The organism is Campylobacter sp. FU_520, from assembly GCF_025772385.1.
Classification (GTDB): domain Bacteria; phylum Campylobacterota; class Campylobacteria; order Campylobacterales; family Campylobacteraceae; genus Campylobacter_D; species Campylobacter_D lari_C.
The window spans coordinates 109,590-127,497 of sequence record NZ_JAKMRZ010000002.1 but is presented as its reverse complement, the minus strand read 5'-3'; the positions used below and the strand labels follow the sequence as shown (position 1 = coordinate 127,497).

Here is a 17,908-nt window from a genome sequence, read left to right as displayed (position 1 = left end):
AGCAATATCGCTTCTCACTTACTTTTTGAAGTAGTTGAAGATAAATTAATCATAAGAGCAAGTGATTATGAAATAGGTATTAATTATAAAATCAAAAAAATCAAAGTTGAAAGTGCAGGTTTTGCAACTGCTAATGCTAAAAGTATTTTAGATATTATAAAAAGTTTAAATAATGAAGATGTAGTCTTAGAAACCATAGAAAATTTCCTTTTTATTAGACAAAAAGGAACTAAATATAAACTTCCTATGTTTAATTATGAAGATTTTCCAAATTTCCCAGGCACTGAAGGAAAAGATAAATTTGATATTGATTCAAGTGATTTAAGTAGATCTTTGAAAAAAATCCTACCTGCAGTTGATACAAATAATCCAAAGTATTCTTTAAATGGTGCTTTACTTGATATAAAAACTACTCACATTAGTTTCGTAGGAACAGATACAAAACGCTTAGCAGTTTTCACACTAAATAAAACAAATGAAAAAGAATTTAACCTTTGTATTCCTAAAAAAGCTATTTTAGAAATGCAAAAAATCTTTTTTGAAAAGATTGAAATTTATTATGATGAAAATATATTGATTGCAAAAAATGATAATTTTGAGTTTTTCACAAAACTTATTAATGATAAATTCCCTGATTATGAAAGAGTAATTCCAAAAAATATTACAAAAGAATTTATTTTTAAAACTGAGGAATTTATGGATGCATTGAAAAAAATCAATGTAATTACTGAAAAAATGAAATTAAATTTCCATAAAGATAAACTTGTGTTTGAAGGTATTAGTTTAGATAATATGGAAGCAAAAACTGAACTTGAAATGGAACTTAATATAGATGAGGAATTTAATCTTTGTATAAAAAATAAATTCATCACTGACTTTTTAAATTCTATTGAAAGTGAAACATTCAAACTTAGCATAAATGAACCTCATATGGCGTTTTTAGTTTCAAGTGAAGAATTACAAACTGTAATTATGCCAGTTATTTTATAAGGAAAATAAATGCAAGAAAATCAAAATTACGGCGCAGGAAATATTAAAGTTTTAAAAGGCTTAGAAGCTGTTAGAAAACGCCCTGGTATGTACATAGGTGATACCAATATAGGCGGTCTTCATCATATGATTTATGAAGTAGTAGATAATTCTATCGATGAAGCTATGGCAGGTTTTTGTGACACGATTAATGTAGAAATTACCACAGAAGGTTCTTGTATAGTAAGTGATAATGGTAGAGGAATTCCTGTAGGAATTCACCCTACTGAAAATATTCCAACTTTAACTGTAGTTTTAACCGTACTTCATGCAGGTGGAAAATTTGATAAAGATACTTATAAAGTTTCAGGTGGTTTACACGGGGTTGGTGTGAGCGTTGTAAATGCTTTATCAAAAAAATTAGTTGCTACAGTACATAGAGATGGAGAAATTTACAGACAAGAATTTTCAGAAGGTAAAGTCACAAGTAATTTTGAAACCATAGGTAAAAGTAAAAAAACAGGAACAATCATAGAATTTTGGCCAGATGATCAAATTTTTGAAGTGACTGATTTTGATTATGAAATTTTAGCTAAAAGATTTCGTGAACTTGCATATTTAAATCCAAAAATTACTATAAATTTTAAAGATAACCGCGTAGGAAAAGCAGAAAGTTTTCATTTTGAAGGTGGTATAAGCCAGTTTGTTACAGATTTAAATAAAAAACAAGCTTTAACTAAGGCAATATTTTTCAATGTAGATGAAGAAGATGTAAATGTTGAAGTAGCATTGCTTTATAATGATAGTTATAGTGAAAATTTACTTTCTTTTGTAAATAATATCAAAACTCCAGATGGTGGAACGCACGAAGCAGGTTTTAGAATGGGCTTAACTCGTGTTATTAGTAATTACATTGAAGCAAATGCTAGTGCTAGAGAGAAAGACTCTAAAATCACAGGTGATGATGTAAGAGAAGGTTTGATAGCAGTTGTAAGTGTAAAAGTACCTGAGCCACAATTTGAAGGACAAACTAAAGGAAAATTAGGTTCAAGTTATGTTAGACCTATAGTTTCTAAGGCTTCTTTTGAGTATTTGACAAAATATTTTGAAGAAAATCCTATCGAAGCAAAAGCTATCATGAATAAAGCTTTAATGGCTGCTCGTGGTAGAGAAGCAGCTAAAAAAGCTAGAGAGCTAACAAGAAAAAAAGAAAGTTCAAGTGTAGGAACTTTACCAGGAAAATTAGCTGATTGTCAAAGTAAAGATCCAAGTGAAAGTGAAATTTATTTAGTTGAGGGTGATAGTGCGGGAGGTTCTGCAAAACAAGGTAGAGAAAGAACTTTCCAAGCGATTTTACCTTTAAGAGGTAAAATACTCAATGTTGAAAAAGCAAGACTAGATAAAATTTTAAAAAGCGAACAAATTCAAAATATGATCACAGCTTTTGGTTGTGGGATCGGTGATGAGTTTGATATAGAAAAACTAAGATATCATAAAATCATCATTATGACCGATGCTGATGTAGATGGTTCTCACATACAAACTTTACTTTTGACATTTTTCTTCCGCTTTATGAATGATCTTGTAACAAATGGACATATTTATTTAGCTCAACCACCTTTATATCGCTACAAAAAAGGACAGAAAAAAGAAATTTATCTAAAAGATGAAAAAGCTTTAAATGATTATTTAATCGAAACAGGTATAGAAAGCTCTACTTATGAGGGTATAGGATTAAATGATTTAAAAGATTTTCTAAAAATTGTTGCAGCTTATAGAAGTGTTTTAAAAGAATTAGAAAAAAGATTTAATGTGATTTCAGTGATTAGGTATTTGATAGAAAATCCTGATTTAATAAAAGCTTCTAATGAAGAATTATTTAAAGTCATAAAAGAATTTTTAGAAAAACAAAATCACAATATCTTAAATTCATATATCAATGAAAATGAAATTCGTGTTTATGTACAAACTGAAAATGGCTTAGAAGAACTTATTATCAATGATGATTTATTTGCTAATCCTTTATATGAAGAAGCAAATTATATTTATCAAAAAATCAAAGATAGAGATTTAAAATTTGATAAAGATATTTTAGAAATTTTAGATGAAGTTGAAAAAAATGCTAAAAAAGGTGCTTATATACAACGCTATAAAGGTCTTGGTGAGATGAATCCTGAACAACTTTGGGAAACAACTATGGATCCAAGTAATCGTCGTTTGTTAAAAATCACCATAGAAGATGCTCAAAGAGCAAATGATACTTTCAACCTTTTCATGGGTGATGATGTAGAACCACGCCGTGAGTATATACAAGCTCATGCTAAAGATGTTAAGCATTTAGATGTTTGATTTTTAAAATGAAAACTTTTTTACAAAATATTCCAAAAGTAGAATTGCACTTACACATTGAAGGCTCATTAGAGCCTAAAATGATGTTTGAATTAGCTAAAAGAAATAACATTGCTTTAAAATATAAAAGCGAAGATGAGATAAAAAAAGCTTATGATTTTTCAAATTTACAAGATTTTTTAGATATATATTATCAAGGTGCAAATGTCTTACAAACTAGGCAAGATTTTTATGATTTAACCTTTGCTTATATGAAAAAATGCAAAGAGCAAAATGTAGTTCATACTGAAATTTTCTTTGATCCTCAAACTCATACTGCTAGAAATATAGCTTTAAAAGATGTTATAGAAGGTATTTGGGAAGCTTTACAAAAAGCAAAAGAAGAATTTGGAATTTCAAGTTTTTTAATCGCTTGTATTTTAAGGCATTTAAGCGAGGATGAGGGTTTAAAAACTTTAGATGAACTTTGTTTATATAAAGATAAAATCAAAGCCATAGGACTTGATAGTTCTGAACTTAACAATCCTCCTTTTAAATTTAAAAATTTATTTCAAAAAGCTAAAGAAGAAGGCTTTTTGTTAGTTATGCATGCGGGTGAAGAAGGAAGTAGTGAGTACATTAAACAAGCTTTAGAACTTGATATAAATAGAATTGATCATGGTGTTAAATGTGAGCATGATAATATGCTTTTAAAAGAAATTATTCAAAAACAAATTCCACTAACAATGTGCCCTTTATCGAATGTAAAATTAAAAGTTTTTCAAAATATGCAAGAACATAATATTTTAAAACTTTTAAAACAAAATCTCTGTGTTTGTGTAAATTCAGATGATCCAGCGTATTTTGGAGGATATATTTTAGAAAATTTTATAGCCTTAGATGAAGCTTTTAAGCTTAGTAAAGATGAGGTTAAAAAACTTTGTATTAATGCCATTAGTGCTTCTTTTTTACAAGAAAATGAAAAAGAAAATTTAAGAAAGCTAATTTTTAATTTTCAAGAATGATTTTTTTACTTGGTGGAGAAAGTCACACAGGTAAGACCTTGCTTGCTCAAAAACTTCTTGAAAAATTTTCTTATCCTTATTTGAGTTTAGATCATCTAAAAATGGGTTTGATTAAAGGAATGAAAGATTTTCCTTTTAAAATAGACGAGGATGAAAAAATAGCTGAGTTTTTATTTCCTATTGTAGATGGTATAATTCAAACTTGTATAGAAAATAAACAAAATTTAATTATTGAAGGAATTTATCTTACTCCAAAAAAGATACAAAAATTTCAAAATCATTCTGATGTTAAAATACTTTATATCATTTTTTCAAAAGAATATATTTTACAAAATTATGCATTAATTTATCAAAATGAAAATGTTATAGAAAAGCGTTTATTTAGCGAAAAAGAAGAAATAAACACTCTTATTTTAAATCATCAAAAACTTAAAACTCAATGTGAAAATTTAAATCTTCCTTTTATTGAAATTCAAAAATACTATGAAACTGAATTAAAAAATGCAATAGAATTTTTTGCCTAAAAGTAAGTAAATAGTTATATAATATCTAAAAAATTATAAGGATTAAAATGCATTTTACTCAGCAGCAATTGCAACGATTAATGCTTCATTACGCAGGGAAAATAGCTAAAGATAGAAAAGAACAGAAAATAAAATTAAATTACAATGAAGCTTTAGCTTATATATGTTATGAATTAATGGAACTTGCAAGAAAAAATTTAAGTGTAAGTGAATTGATGAGCATAGGAAAAACTTTACTTACAGGTGAAGATGTGATTGATGGTGTTGCAAGTATGCTTGAAGAAATTCAAATAGAACTTCCTTTTGAAGATGGTACAAAATTAGTTACTATACACGAACCTATAGCAAATGATGATAAAATAAAAGCTGGAGAGATATTTTTATCATCAGAATTTATTGTGCTTAATGAAAATAAAACTTCTATAGAAATTAAAGTAAGCAATAAAGGTGATCGTCCTATACAAGTTGGCTCGCATTTTCATTTCTTTGAAGTTAATCGCTTTTTATCTTTTGATAGAGAAAAAGCTTATGGAAAAAGGTTAAATATCGCTTCAGGAACAAGTGTGAGATTTGAACCAGGTGAAGAAAAAACAGTAAGTTTAATAGAATTTGGTGGTTTAAAAAAGGTTTTAGGTTTTAATAATCTTTGTGATGATTTTATAAATGATGAAAATAAAACTAAAGCTTTATCAAAAGCAAAAGAGAAAGGATTTCTTTGATTAAGATTAGCAAAAAAGACTATGTAAATATGTATGGTCCAACAACTAATGATAGAGTAAGATTAGCAGATACAGATTTAATTTTAAGAGTAGAAAAAGATTATACTTTATATGGCGAAGAAGTTAAATTTGGTGGTGGTAAAAATATCAGAGATGGTATGGCTCAAAGTGTGAGTGAGGGAGACTTTCCAGATTTAGTTTTAACTAATGCTTTGATTGTTGATTATACCGGTATTTATAAAGCAGATATTGGGATAAAAAATGGCTATATAGTAGGTATAGGAAAAGCAGGTAATCCTGATATACAAGATGGAGTTGATCCTAGCTTAATTATAGGCACAAGTACAGATATTATCGGTGCAGAAGGTTTAATAGTAACTGCAGGTGGTATTGATACTCATATACATTTTATCTCCCCAACTCAAATTGAATGTGCCTTATATAGTGGTGTTACTACTATGATAGGAGGTGGCATAGGACCAAGTGAGGGAACAAATGCTACAACTTGCACAAGTGGGGTTTATCATATACATTCTATGTTAAAAGCTACGCAAAATTACCCTATGAATTTTGGCTTTTTAGGTAAAGGAAATTCAAGTAATAAAAATGCTTTAAAAGAACAAATTATAGCCGGTGTGTGTGGCTTAAAAATTCATGAAGATTGGGGCGCTACTTCTAGTGTGATTGATGCTAGTTTAAATATAGCTGATGAAATGGATATACAAGTAGCTATCCATACAGATACTTTAAACGAAGCAGGTTTTGTAGAAGATACGATTAAAGCTATTAATGGTAGAGTTATCCATACTTTTCACACTGAAGGTGCAGGTGGTGGTCATGCTCCTGATATTATTAAAATGGCAGGTTTTAAAAATGTTTTACCTGCAAGTACTAATCCTACTATGCCTTTTACTAAAAATACCATTGATGAGCATTTAGATATGCTTATGGTTTGTCATCATTTAGATAATAAAATCAAAGAAGATGTTGAATTTGCAGATAGTAGAATTCGTCCTGAAACTATAGCAGCAGAAGATAAACTTCATGATATGGGTGTTTTTAGCATTATGAGTAGTGATTCTCAAGCTATGGGACGCGTAGGTGAGGTGATTTTAAGAACATGGCAAAGTGCTGATAAATGTAAAAAAGAATTTGGTGCCTTGAAAGAAGATAATGATTTAGATGATAATTTTCGTATTAAACGCTATATAGCAAAATACACTATAAATCCTGCTATTGCACATGGGATTGATAGTTATGTTGGTTCTATTGAAGTAGGAAAATTTGCTGATTTAGTGCTTTGGCAACCTAAATTTTTTGGAGTAAAACCAAAGCTTATTTTAAAAGGTGGCTTGATAGTAGGTGCAAAAATAGGCGATGCTAATGCTTCTATCCCAACGCCTGAGCCTATTATCTATGAAAAAATGTTTGGAGCAAATTTAAATGAAAATGCTTTACATTTTGTTTCTAAAGCTTCTTTAGAAGCTAATATGCCTGAAAAATTAAGCTTAAAAAGAAAATGTGTTGCAGTAAAAAATTGTAGAAATATCACTAAAAAAGACTTGAAATTTAATGATAAAGTTCAAGATATAGAAGTAAATCCACAAACTTATGAAGTAAAAATAAATGGTGAGCTTATTAGCTCCAAGAGCGTTGATTCTTTAGCTTTAGCTAGAAAATATTTTATGATTTAATGATTTTACTTCAAAATAAAATAACGCATTATGATTTAAACAAAGAATGCGATTTTTTAGAGCTTAGTTGGTTTGATACTTTTAAAAAGATATTAAGAACAACGACTTTAAAAGGACTAGATGTCGCTATAAAAATGCCTAATAATAAAGGTTTAAATCATAATGATTGTTTATATGATGAGGATTTTTTGATTTTAGTGAAAATCAAACCTGAAAAGGTTTTAAAAATTCACATAGAAAATGAATACAACCTTGCTTTAATAAGTTATCAAGTGGGTAATATGCATTTAAATTTATTTTATAAAGATCATAAACTCATTACTTTAGAGCAAAACTCTATCATAAGGTTTTTACAAAAATTTAATATAAAATACGAAAAATGTGAGGAAATTTTAGAGCCAAAATATATGCTTGATATGCCAAGTTTTATCCAAGTTGATCCAAATTTTAAACTTATTAAAGAATAAAGATGAATAAATTAAATTTTTTACTTTTACAAATTAGTGATTCTTCTTTTCCTATAGGAGCTTTTTCACATTCTTTTGGTTTAGAATCTTATGTGAATTTTGCTTATATAAAAAATATAGAAGATGCTAAAAAAGTTTTAAAAACTCAGCTTTATTCTAATATTTTATATTTTGAACTTTTAGCTTTGAAAATAGCTTATGAAAATGCAAATGATGTAGAAAATTTACTAATTTATCAAAGAAAATTTTTATCAAGTATAGTTGCAAAAGAACAAAGTCAAGCTTATGTTTTTTTAGCTAAACGCTTTGTAAAAAATGTCAGTCTTTATGGATTATCAAATCCTTTATTAAATCAATACATTAAAGAAAATCAAACTCCTATTTATCCTTTTGTGTATGCTTTATTTTGTAAAGATAATGAGCTTGATTTTATGTATGAAAGTTTTTTGTTTGCTTTAATGAGTAATTTTATTAATATTCTTGTAAAAATCGTGCCTTTATCACAAAATGAAGGGCAGATTTTACTTTTTCAACTACAGCAAGATTTTCAAAAGGTTCTTTCTAAATTACAAAATTTAACTTTAAAAGATTGGTGTGAAAATCACAATATCTTAAATGATTATTTGGGTATAAAACACCAAAATTTAGCATTTAAAATTTATATTTCTTAAAAGGGTTATAATGGTTAAAATAGGCATAGGTGGTCCTGTGGGTAGTGGTAAAACAGCTTTAGTATTAAATTTATGTCAAGCTTTAAAAGATGAGCTTTCTTTGGCTGTGATTACGAATGATATTTATACAAATGAAGATGCAAATTTTTTAATTAAACAAGGCGTTCTTGAAAAAGAAAGAATCATTGGAGTACAAACTGGAGGTTGTCCTCATACAGCCATTAGAGAAGATGCTTCTTGTAATCTTGAAGCCGTTGAACTTTTACAAGAGCGTTTTAGTGATTTAGATCTTATTTTTATAGAAAGTGGCGGAGATAATTTGTCAATGACTTTTTCACCTGAACTTGTGGATTTTTTTATCTTTGTTATAGATGTTGCTCAAGGAGAAAAAATTCCACGCAAAGGTGGTCCTGCTATTTGTAGGTCTGATTTAATGATTATCAATAAAATAGACTTAGCTCCTTATGTGAATGCTTCTTTAAAAATCATGCAAGAAGATACTTTAAAAATGCGTGAAGATAGACCTTTTATCATGAGTAATCTTCAAACTAAAGAAGGTTTAGATGCAATCATTACTTGGATTAAAAAATACACACTTTTAAAGGATTGATTTGTTTGCTCAAAAGAGTGTTTTTAAACTTACATTAGATACTATCAATGAAAAAACTATCATAAAAAATTCTTTTTTCACTCCTCCTTTTAAGCTTATGAGGAATTTTTATGATAAAAAATTAACTAGTATATATGTTTTAAACTCTAGTGCTGGAATTTTCAAAGAGGATCATTTAAGTTTTGAAATCATATGTAAGAAAAATACAAACACCGCTATACTCACACAAAGTTATGAAAAGGTATATGATACTAAAGATTCTTTTGCGAGTAAAAATATTGATTTTACTCTTGAAGAAAATGCAAGCTTTTTTTATATGCCAAAGCCGCTTTTGCTTCAAGAAAATGCAAATTTTATACAAAATACAAAGGTCAATCTAGCTTCTTTTTCAAGATTAGTTTATGTTGATTTTGTCATTTTTGGTAGAGTGGCTATGGATGAAAAATTTGCTTTTAAAAATTATGAGAGTTTAACTCAAATTTATAGAAATGGTACTTTAATTTTAAATGATAAAATTAAAATCAATCCTTCTTATATGAAAGAAAATGAATTAAATTTTTTTGCAAATCATACGCATTATTTGAGTATTTATCTTTTTGGATATGATGAGTTTTATGAAGAATTAAAAGCTTCATTTGACGATATAAATCAACTTTTTTATGAGGGTTTGTGTATAAAAATTCTTAGTAATGAAAGTGAAAAATTACTTTTACTTCAAGATAAGCTTTTTAAATTTTGTCAAAATAAAATATAAAATATTGTGGTATTATAAAGTTTTAAAAACAAACTAAGGATTATAAATGCGATATGGTGAAAAAGAAATCAAAGAATTTAGTGTAGAAAATATGGAAGTTTGGCCAAATGATGCTAAAAATGATTATGTGATTAAAATCACTTTACCTGAATTTATGTGTTGTTGTCCGCGTAGTGGGTATCCTGATTTTGCTACGATTTACTTAGAATACATTCCAAATAAATTAGTAGTAGAACTTAAAGCAATTAAACTTTATATCAATACCTTTATGTATAGAAATGTTTCACATGAAGCAAGCATTAATGAAATTTATAATACTTTAAAAGAAAAACTTGATCCAAAATGGATAAAAGTAGTAGGCGATTTTAACCCTCGTGGTAATGTGCATACTGTGATTGAATGCAGATCCGATTTAGTAGTGCCACAAAATTAAGTTTTTATTAAAAATAAAAGGATATATTAAGTCTTATTTTAAAGGAGGAAAATATGAAATTAAAATTATTTAGTTTAGCAGCAAGTGTTGCTTTATTTTCAAATTTAGCTTTAGCAGATGAAAATTCAGGTTTGCTTTTAGGTATTGATGCAGGGTGGTTTCATACTAAGGTAAAATCTGATCTTGATCACAGTAAAACAAAAAATATCAAATATAATGGTGATTTAGAAGGTGATGTTCCTGTTTTTGGTTTAAGAGTTGGTTATCGTTTTAGTGAAAACCATAGAATTTATGGTGCTTATAATTATTCAAGCGAATTTAGTGATGTAATCAATACTACAAAGTTTAAAATTGATGGAGAGTTTACTACACATAAGTTTTTACTTGGTTATGATTTTACTCCAAAAATCTTTGAAAAAACAAGAGCTGTTTTAGGTGTATATGGTGGTTATGCAAGAACGGATATTACTTTAAAAACAAGTTTCTTATCTTTATCTCAAGACTTTGATGGTTATACTTATGGAGCAAAAATCGGTGCTTTATATGAGTTAAATCAAGCAAATGAAATTGAGTTTGGTTTTAAAGCTGAACAAAGTCATTATAATACAAGAAATTTTTATAAAAGTACTGTTGGCTCAAACTTTTATGATCCTAAACAAACAAATTATGGTTTATATCTAGGATATACTTATAAATTCTAAGGAGAATATATGCCAAAAGATGCAAATGGAACTGAACTTAATGCAGGTGATAGTGTAAGTGTTGTGAAAGATTTGAAAGTAAAAGGTGCAAGCACTACTTTAAAGCGTGGTACGACTATAAAAAACATTAAACTTACAAACAAAGACACCGAAATTGAAGCTAAAGTAGATAAATTTGGTGTGATTGTTTTAAAAACTGAATTTCTTAAAAAAATATAAGTAAAAATTCCCAATCAATCTTGGGAATTTTCTTCTTGATAAACACAATGTTTAAAAATAAATTGATGTTCCTCAGGCAAGTTCTCAAATAAAGCATTTGCTAAATTTCTTATCTCCCAAAGGGCTGATTTTGAGCTTCTTAGAGTGATAAAATTTTGCAAACTTCTAGCATTAATCGTTAAAGTTAATTCTGTTTTATAGCTTTCTGGTAAGCAGTATTTTGCTATGTCTAAACTAATACTATTTTGCAAAATCAAACGCAGATTTTCTAAAGCTTTAATACTTGCATTATCTACCACTTCATTTCCGGTTAATACCAAGTATCTTTTAGCATTTTCAAAGTCATTTTCTTTAAATTCACTTTCATTTCTTAGTTCTTTTAAAGTATATCTTGTGCTTTTTACACTAGGACTAGTGTGGCGGTGTCTTGCGACTTCTTGTAAGCATGCTCTTGAAATACCTTGTATATAAAAAGTATAGTTTAAATGCTCTAAGGTTGAAGCATGTTTAAATTTATTTCCCACTCGATCGATTAATTCTTTATCTTTTTCGCCACCACAATCGCCTTTGTCAAAACTTTGCCAACATGTTCTTGTTGCATGAGAGCATACAGAAAGTGGAGTATGGTTTAATAATGTGATTTTCATCAAAAAATTCCTTCAAAAATAATTGAATTTTACACAAATGTTTATAAAAATAAAATTTTTTATTCGTTATAATTTCAAAAAAAGAAATTAAGGTTATTTTATGAAATTAAAACAAACTAAGTATATTTTTGTAACCGGTGGTGTTTTAAGCTCATTAGGAAAAGGTATAGCAGCAGCTTCTATAGCTACGATTTTAAAAAATTCAGGTTTAAAAGTAAGTATTTTAAAAGCAGATCCTTATATCAATGTAGATCCTGGTACGATGAGTCCTTTAGAGCATGGGGAAGTTTTTGTTACAGATGATGGAGCTGAGACAGATTTAGACTTAGGACATTATGAGAGATTTTTAAATGAGAGCTTATCTCAGGATAATAACTTCACAACAGGAAGAGTTTATCAAAGCGTTATAGAAAAAGAAAGAAGAGGAGATTACTTAGGAAAAACTATACAAGTAATCCCTCATATAGTTGATGAGATAAAAGATCGCATTAAAAAGGCCGGAGTTGATAAAGATATTTTAATCGTTGAAATAGGTGGCACAGTAGGAGATATAGAAGGCTTACCATTTTTAGAAGCTATTAGAGCTTTAAAGCTTGAAGTGGGTAAATACAATGCTATTAATATTCACTTAACTTTAGTGCCATTTATCAAAGCAGCAGGAGAACTTAAAACAAAACCAACTCAACATAGTGTGGGAGAATTACGCCGTATAGGTATAAGCCCTGATATGATTATTTGCAGAAGTGAAAAATCTTTAGATAGAGAGTTAAAAGACAAAATCGCAATTTCATGTGGGGTTGAAAAAAACTGTGTTATAGAAAGTGTGGACGCAGCTAGTATTTATCAAATTCCACTAAATTTTTTAAAACAAGATATTTTAAACTCTATTGCAAGTTTATTAGATCTTCAAAATTTAAAGCCAAATATGAATGAATGGGATTCTTTAGTAAAAAGGGTCATCGCTCCAAGTAATGAACTTAGCATCGCTTTTGTAGGAAAATATGTAGATTTAAAAGAAAGCTATAAAAGTTTAACAGAGGCCATTATCCATGCAGGTGCAGCACTTGATGCAAGAGTAAATTTAAAATGGATTGATAGTGAAAAATTAGAAAATACAAATGTTGAAGAAAGCTTTAAAGATGTAAGTGGGATTTTAGTAGCAGGTGGTTTTGGCTACCGTGGAGTAGAAGGAAAAATCAAAGCCATACAATATGCAAGAGAAAATAAAATTCCATTTTTAGGAATTTGTTTGGGTATGCAGCTTTCTTTAGTAGAATTTGCACGCAATGTTTTAAAACTTGAAGATGCAAATTCTCATGAGTTTAATCCAAATTGTAAAAATCCTATCATCTTTTTGATTGATGAATTTATTGACGCAAGTGGAGAAAAGCAAATTAGAACAAGTAAAACTCCACTTGGTGGAACTATGCGTCTTGGGGCTTATGAGTGTCATATCAAGCCAAATACACTTTTAAGCAAGGTTTATGATAATCAAAAAAGCGTAAAAGAACGCCACCGCCACCGCTATGAAGCTAATCCAAAATACAAAGAAATGTTTGAGAAAAATGGACTTATTATAAGCGGGGAGAATGAAGGTTTGGTTGAGGCTGTGGAGCTTAAAGATCATCCATTTTTCTTAGCAGTGCAGTTTCACCCTGAATTTACTTCACGCTTAGTTAGAGTTAATCCGGCTATTTTTTCTTTTATCAAGGCATCTTTAACAAATCATGCTAAATAAAGCTAAAATAAAAGAAATTTTACACCAGCGTTTTATCAACGATACACATGTAAAGCTTTGTGATTTACCTATGCCATCTTGTTTAAAAGATGTCTATAAGGGTGCTTTGCGTATCAAAGAAGCGATTGAAAAAAATCAAAAGCTTGCTATTGTTGGGGATTATGATGTAGATGGGGTGATTTCTTGTGTGATTTTATCTGAATTTTTTGATGATATTGGATATGACTATGTAGTAAAAATTCCAAATCGTTTTAAAGATGGATATGGTCTAAATGAGGAAATCATCAATGAACTTGATGGGGTAGATTTAATCATCACTGTAGATAATGGTATAGCAGCATTTGATGCAGCAGAGCTTTGTTTGCAAAAAGGAATTGATTTAATCATTACCGATCATCATATGCCTCCAGCTACTTTACCAAAAGCTTATGCGATCATTAATCCTAAGCAACAAGATTGTGAATTTCCTGATATTGAAATTTGTGGTGCTCAAGTGGCTTGGTATTTAGTCGCTGCGATAAAAGAAGTGTGTAAGATTAATTACAATATGTGTAAATTTATAGAGCTTTTATCAATTGCAATTATCGCAGATATGATGGAGCTTAGAGATTTAAACAGAGCCTTAGTTAGAAAAGGTATAGAGTGTATTAATGATTCAAAACGAGTAGCATTTAAAGCGATTAAGCAGTATTTTGGTAAGGGTAAATTTGAACTTGATAATATTAGCTTTTTAATCGCACCTTTGATTAATAGTGCAGGTAGAATGGATGATGCGATTATTTCTTATAAATTTTTACATTCTAAAAATATCGATGAAGTTATGGGGTATTTAGAACAAATCATTGCTTATAATAATAGCCGTAAAGATGAAGAACGTGAGCTTTTTAAGCAGTGTTTAGAACAAGTTGATGAAAATGATCCTGTGATTATTGTCAATGGTCAAAACTGGCATGAGGGTGTTTTGGGTATAGTTGCAAGTCGTTTAGCAAAGCATTTTAACAAACCTGCCTTTGTTTTTTCAGAATGTGAGCAAAAGGCTAAAGCTAGCGTTAGAAGTGTAGGTAGGATAGATATTTTAAATATTATAGAGCAAGTTAAAGACTTTGTTTTAAGCTATGGTGGGCATAAAGGTGCAGCCGGAGTTTTGGTAGAGCTTGAAAAATTTGGTGTTTTTAAAAGTAAGCTTTATGAAATTTGTCAAAATATCCCTAAAGATGATTTTTATAATGCTGATGAGGTTTTGGGTAGTATTGACCCAAATGAAGTTGATTTTGAACTTTTAGAGATATTAGAATTTTTTGAACCTTTTGGACATAAAAACCCAAGACCTTATTTTAAATTTGATAAGCTTTTTGTGAAAAATAAAAGAAGACTTGGTAAAGATGAAAATCATATAAAACTTATTCTAACACAAGGAAATAAGACTTTAGAAGCTTTATTTTTTAACTTTGACTATGAACCAGAAATTGGGGAAAATATCAATTTTATAGCTAGTGTTTCCAAAAATAATTTTAGAGGATTAATCACGCCTCAACTTACTATCAAAGAAATTCTTAGATAATTTATTAACTTATTCACATATTTTTTATTTATAAATTTGCCATAGCATAAGTAATATAAAGGAGTAAAATGTTAAAAAGGATTTTATTATTAGTAGTATTTTTTAATTTTACTTTTGCCTTTGATACCAAAATTTTTATAGGTGATACTTATATACCTGAAAATTTTTATAAGTATGACAAAGACTTTAAAGCTGCAGCTAGAAAATACAACATACCTATGACTTTACTTAAGGCTATAGCTTTAACAGAAAATGCTGCATATAAGCATAATATCATCGGTAAAAATAAAAATCAAACAAGAGATTATGGTTTAATGCAAATTAATAGTGTTCACTTAAAACGCTATAAAATTGCTGAAAAAGAGATTGTAAAATCTAGTGTAAATATCGACACAGCAGCAAGATTGCTTCATGAGATTATACAAAAGCATGGTTTTAGTTGGAATGCCATTGGAAGATACCATTCAGCAAATGATAAATATAAAAATATTTGGCTTGATAAAGTAATGAAAAATTTAGTTGCTATAGTCTTAAAAGATAGCAAAGATCTTTTTGTAATGGAAAAATTTAGAGCTTTTAAACTCGCTTCTCTTTTGATAAATGTAGATAAAGAACAATACAGAGTTTTGCTAGCAAGTAATAATTAAAACAAGAAATTATAAATTTTCTTGTTTTAAAGCTTCTGCTTGATAATAAGCAATTAATGGCTCGATGATTTCATCAAAAAGCCCGCCTTCTAAAATCGCATCAAGTCTATATAAAGTAAGATTTATTCTATGATCACTAATTCTATTTTGAGGGAAATTATAAGTGCGTATGCGCTCACTTCTATCGCCACTTCCAACTTGTGATTTTCTTGCCTCGCTTTCTTTAGCTAAGCGTTCTTGTTCTTGCATTTCAAAAAGTCTTGCTTTTAAGACTTTCATGGCGCTTTCTTTGTTTTTATGTTGGCTTTTACCATCTTGATTTACTACAACTATACCTGTTGGAATGTGAGTGATTCTTACAGCACTATCTGTGGTATTTACGCTTTGTCCACCATGACCGCTACTACGCATTACATCGATTTTTAAGTCATTTGGATTGATTTGAATTTCAACATCATCAACTTCAGGCATAATAGCCACTGTAATAGCTGAAGTATGAATTCTACCTTGAGATTCTGTTTCAGGCACTCTTTGAACCCTATGCGTACCACCTTCGTATTTTAGCCTTGAATAAGCTCCATTTCCTTTAATAAGAATGATGATTTCTTTAAATCCCCCTACGCTACCTTCGCTTGAGCTTACGATTTCGTATTTGTAGTCACGATTTTCAGCATAGCGTATATAAGCTTTTACTAAGTCCCCAACAAATAAAGAAGCTTCATCACCACCCGTTCCTGCACGAATTTCTAAAAATATGTTTTTATCATCGTTTGGATCTTTAGGCAATAAAAGAATTTTTAATTCTTCTTCAAGCTGTGGCTTTGAAACTTCGAGATTTTTAAGTTCTTCTTTTGCAAGCTCCCCTAGTTCAGGATCAGATAAAAGAAGTTTATTCTCTTCTATATCATCTAAGGTTTTGAGATATTCTTTTGCTTTTTCTACTATAGGTTCTAAATTTTTTTGCTCTTTAGATAGAGCTGTCATTTTAGAAATATCATTAGAGATATTAACATCGCTAAGAAGAGTATTTAACTCATCAAAGCGTGCTAAAAAAGGTTTGAGTTTATCAGCTAACATTAAATTATGCTAATTTATTTACCAATAATGCTAATCTACTCACACGGCGTGAAGCAGTTTGTTTTTTCAAAAATCCACGACTTACCATAGCGTGAATGCTTTTATTAGCTACTTTTAATGCATTTTGTGCAGCTTCTTTATCGTTATTTGCTGCTGCTTCGCGAACCGCTTTTGTAATGTTTTTTAATCTTGTTCTATAAAATCTATTTCTTTCAGTTCTTTTGATAGTTTGTCTTGCTCTTTTTTCAGCAGATTTATGGTTTGCCATAATTTTCCTTTTTTATATAAATTAAATTGCTAATTATACAAAATTAAAATTAAATTTTAATTAATTTAAGTATTTTTAAAGTATTAATTTAATACCTAATATCATTTGTTTTTAAAAAATCACGTAGTTTTTCATACTCGCCATTTTCTAAATAACGATATTTTCCTGCTTTTAACATACCAAGATCTAATGCTCCAAAAGCTACTCTTTTAAGATCCATCACTTCTAAGTCAAAATGCCCAAAAAAGCGTCTTAGCTCTCTATTTTTACCTTCATTAATGATTACTTTTAGCTTCGTATAGCCACCGCTTGAGCCAAAAATTTCAAAGCCTAAAAATGGAGCAAAACTCATTGAGGTTATTTTAGTTTTAGCGTGAGCCCCTTTTTTTTCATTTTGAATCTCTAAGCCATTTTGCATAGCTTCGATAACATTTTTATCTATATTACCTTTTACTTTTAAGTAATATTCTCTTTCTAAATCACTATGCATAAGCGCATCTGCTATCACAGGCGAATCAGTTAATAAAAGCAATCCCTCGCTTGCAAAGTCAAGCCTTCCTACACTAAGCCAAGTGCTAAATTGTTTTGGCAGGGTATGATAGATGGTTTTTCTACCTCTATCATCTTTTTTACTAACTATTTCACCTTTTTGTTTATGATAAATGATGACTGAAAATTGTGTTTTCTTATGAAGCTTTTTATCATTGATAAAAACCTTATCCTCAGCATTTACACTATCACTTAGCAAGGCTGTTTTTTTATTGATTTTTACTAAGCCTTGCTTGATTAGCTCATCAGCCTCACGGCGAGAATATTTGCTATTGTGTGAGATGAATTTATTAATTCTCATAATTTT

Annotated in this window: 20 protein-coding genes; 16 read left to right on the top strand and 4 right to left on the bottom strand. The window is 29.2% G+C overall.

Annotated features, from left to right (window positions below; all coding sequences use genetic code 11):
* The 13 genes from dnaN to L8W55_RS01450 form a co-directional block, all read left to right on the top strand.
* Positions 1–990 (top strand): DNA polymerase III subunit beta (gene dnaN / locus L8W55_RS01510; protein ID WP_263676990.1); only part of this gene is annotated, 990 nt, incomplete at its 5' end.
* 9 nt (positions 991–999) lie between these two features.
* Complete coding sequence (gyrB, locus tag L8W55_RS01505; RefSeq protein ID WP_115644741.1) at positions 1,000–3,318, top strand: DNA topoisomerase (ATP-hydrolyzing) subunit B; 2,319 nt, start codon at positions 1,000–1,002, stop codon at positions 3,316–3,318.
* Between the two features lie 8 nt (positions 3,319–3,326).
* Positions 3,327–4,322, top strand: a complete 996-nt coding sequence (locus L8W55_RS01500; protein WP_263676988.1) for an adenosine deaminase — start codon at positions 3,327–3,329, stop codon at positions 4,320–4,322.
* Positions 4,319–4,846: a hypothetical protein gene (locus L8W55_RS01495; RefSeq protein WP_263676986.1), complete on the top strand. Its 528-nt coding sequence runs from the start codon at positions 4,319–4,321 to the stop codon at positions 4,844–4,846. Before L8W55_RS01500 ends, L8W55_RS01495 begins: the two co-directional genes overlap by 4 nt.
* Positions 4,847–4,893: 47 nt before the next feature.
* Complete coding sequence (gene ureB / locus L8W55_RS01490) at positions 4,894–5,565, top strand: urease subunit beta (RefSeq protein ID WP_263676985.1); 672 nt, start codon at positions 4,894–4,896, stop codon at positions 5,563–5,565.
* On the top strand, positions 5,562–7,259 hold the full coding sequence (ureC, locus tag L8W55_RS01485; protein ID WP_263676983.1) for an urease subunit alpha: 1,698 nt from the start codon (positions 5,562–5,564) through the stop codon (positions 7,257–7,259). The genes ureB and ureC overlap by 4 nt, the downstream gene beginning before the upstream one ends.
* Positions 7,259–7,726, top strand: a complete 468-nt coding sequence (locus L8W55_RS01480; protein WP_039617040.1) for an urease accessory protein UreE — start codon at positions 7,259–7,261, stop codon at positions 7,724–7,726. Before ureC ends, L8W55_RS01480 begins: the two co-directional genes overlap by 1 nt.
* A gap of 2 nt (positions 7,727–7,728) precedes the next feature.
* Positions 7,729–8,397 carry an urease accessory protein UreF gene (locus L8W55_RS01475; RefSeq protein ID WP_258108451.1) on the top strand — a complete coding sequence of 223 codons (669 nt, stop codon included), beginning with the start codon at positions 7,729–7,731 and terminating at the stop codon, positions 8,395–8,397.
* 10 nt (positions 8,398–8,407) lie between these two features.
* Positions 8,408–9,007: an urease accessory protein UreG gene (ureG, locus tag L8W55_RS01470; protein ID WP_263676981.1), complete on the top strand. Its 600-nt coding sequence runs from the start codon at positions 8,408–8,410 to the stop codon at positions 9,005–9,007.
* Between the two features lies 1 nt (position 9,008).
* Entirely contained in the window at positions 9,009–9,761 is a 753-nt protein-coding gene (locus tag L8W55_RS01465; protein WP_263676979.1) for an urease accessory protein UreD, read from the top strand.
* Positions 9,762–9,807: 46 nt separating this feature from the next.
* Positions 9,808–10,194, top strand: coding sequence for a preQ(1) synthase (gene queF, locus L8W55_RS01460; RefSeq protein ID WP_039617048.1), 387 nt, complete (start codon positions 9,808–9,810; stop codon positions 10,192–10,194).
* A 53-nt stretch (positions 10,195–10,247) separates the two neighbouring features.
* A complete protein-coding gene (locus L8W55_RS01455) occupies positions 10,248–10,895 on the top strand; it encodes a porin family protein (RefSeq protein WP_263676977.1) in 648 nt (215 codons plus the stop codon).
* Positions 10,896–10,904: 9 nt separating this feature from the next.
* A complete protein-coding gene (locus tag L8W55_RS01450; protein WP_039617052.1) occupies positions 10,905–11,114 on the top strand; it encodes an alkylphosphonate utilization protein in 210 nt (69 codons plus the stop codon).
* 14 nt (positions 11,115–11,128) lie between these two features.
* Here L8W55_RS01450 and thyX read toward each other — a convergent pair whose 3' ends face one another.
* Positions 11,129–11,761, bottom strand: coding sequence for an FAD-dependent thymidylate synthase (gene thyX, locus L8W55_RS01445; protein WP_263659221.1), 633 nt, complete (start codon positions 11,759–11,761; stop codon positions 11,129–11,131).
* Positions 11,762–11,861: 100 nt separating this feature from the next.
* Between thyX and L8W55_RS01440 the strand changes: the two genes are divergently transcribed.
* The 3 genes from L8W55_RS01440 (at position 11,862) to L8W55_RS01430 (ending at position 15,707) form a co-directional block, all read left to right on the top strand.
* Entirely contained in the window at positions 11,862–13,499 is a 1,638-nt protein-coding gene (locus tag L8W55_RS01440; protein ID WP_257927540.1) for a CTP synthase, read from the top strand.
* A complete protein-coding gene (gene recJ / locus L8W55_RS01435; RefSeq protein WP_263676975.1) occupies positions 13,489–15,060 on the top strand; it encodes a single-stranded-DNA-specific exonuclease RecJ in 1,572 nt (523 codons plus the stop codon). The genes L8W55_RS01440 and recJ overlap by 11 nt, the downstream gene beginning before the upstream one ends.
* A gap of 68 nt (positions 15,061–15,128) precedes the next feature.
* The gene (locus tag L8W55_RS01430) at positions 15,129–15,707 is read left to right on the top strand and encodes a lytic transglycosylase domain-containing protein (protein WP_263676974.1); all 579 of its coding nucleotides are present in this window, start codon (positions 15,129–15,131) and stop codon (positions 15,705–15,707) included.
* Between the two features lie 9 nt (positions 15,708–15,716).
* Here the strand turns inward: L8W55_RS01430 and prfA are convergent, their stop codons facing one another.
* The 3 genes from prfA to L8W55_RS01415 form a co-directional block, all read right to left on the bottom strand.
* Positions 15,717–16,784 (bottom strand): peptide chain release factor 1, encoded by a 1,068-nt coding sequence (gene prfA / locus L8W55_RS01425; RefSeq protein ID WP_263676973.1) that lies wholly within the window; start codon positions 16,782–16,784, stop codon positions 15,717–15,719.
* A 4-nt stretch (positions 16,785–16,788) separates the two neighbouring features.
* Entirely contained in the window at positions 16,789–17,052 is a 264-nt protein-coding gene (gene rpsT / locus L8W55_RS01420; protein ID WP_039617063.1) for a 30S ribosomal protein S20, read from the bottom strand.
* Positions 17,053–17,140: 88 nt separating this feature from the next.
* Positions 17,141–17,902: a pseudouridine synthase gene (locus L8W55_RS01415; RefSeq protein WP_263676972.1), complete on the bottom strand. Its 762-nt coding sequence runs from the start codon at positions 17,900–17,902 to the stop codon at positions 17,141–17,143.
* Between the last annotated feature and the right edge of the window lie 6 nt (positions 17,903–17,908).

Bases quoted from the DNA above. Each gene is read 5' to 3' on its own strand.
- gyrB (WP_115644741.1), top strand. From the start codon at position 1,000: ATGCAAGAAAATCAAAATTACGGCGCAGGAAATATTAAAGTTTTAAAA.
- L8W55_RS01500 (WP_263676988.1), top strand. From the start codon at position 3,327: ATGAAAACTTTTTTACAAAATATTCCAAAAGTAGAATTGCACTTACAC.
- L8W55_RS01495 (WP_263676986.1), top strand. From the start codon at position 4,319: ATGATTTTTTTACTTGGTGGAGAAAGTCACACAGGTAAGACCTTGCTT.
- ureB (WP_263676985.1), top strand. From the start codon at position 4,894: ATGCATTTTACTCAGCAGCAATTGCAACGATTAATGCTTCATTACGCA.
- L8W55_RS01480 (WP_039617040.1), top strand. From the start codon at position 7,259: ATGATTTTACTTCAAAATAAAATAACGCATTATGATTTAAACAAAGAA.
- L8W55_RS01475 (WP_258108451.1), top strand. From the start codon at position 7,729: ATGAATAAATTAAATTTTTTACTTTTACAAATTAGTGATTCTTCTTTT.
- ureG (WP_263676981.1), top strand. From the start codon at position 8,408: ATGGTTAAAATAGGCATAGGTGGTCCTGTGGGTAGTGGTAAAACAGCT.
- queF (WP_039617048.1), top strand. From the start codon at position 9,808: ATGCGATATGGTGAAAAAGAAATCAAAGAATTTAGTGTAGAAAATATG.
- L8W55_RS01455 (WP_263676977.1), top strand. From the start codon at position 10,248: ATGAAATTAAAATTATTTAGTTTAGCAGCAAGTGTTGCTTTATTTTCA.
- L8W55_RS01450 (WP_039617052.1), top strand. From the start codon at position 10,905: ATGCCAAAAGATGCAAATGGAACTGAACTTAATGCAGGTGATAGTGTA.
- thyX (WP_263659221.1), bottom strand. From the start codon at position 11,761: ATGAAAATCACATTATTAAACCATACTCCACTTTCTGTATGCTCTCAT.
- L8W55_RS01440 (WP_257927540.1), top strand. From the start codon at position 11,862: ATGAAATTAAAACAAACTAAGTATATTTTTGTAACCGGTGGTGTTTTA.
- recJ (WP_263676975.1), top strand. From the start codon at position 13,489: ATGCTAAATAAAGCTAAAATAAAAGAAATTTTACACCAGCGTTTTATC.
- L8W55_RS01430 (WP_263676974.1), top strand. From the start codon at position 15,129: ATGTTAAAAAGGATTTTATTATTAGTAGTATTTTTTAATTTTACTTTT.
- prfA (WP_263676973.1), bottom strand. From the start codon at position 16,784: ATGTTAGCTGATAAACTCAAACCTTTTTTAGCACGCTTTGATGAGTTA.
- rpsT (WP_039617063.1), bottom strand. From the start codon at position 17,052: ATGGCAAACCATAAATCTGCTGAAAAAAGAGCAAGACAAACTATCAAA.
- L8W55_RS01415 (WP_263676972.1), bottom strand. From the start codon at position 17,902: ATGAGAATTAATAAATTCATCTCACACAATAGCAAATATTCTCGCCGT.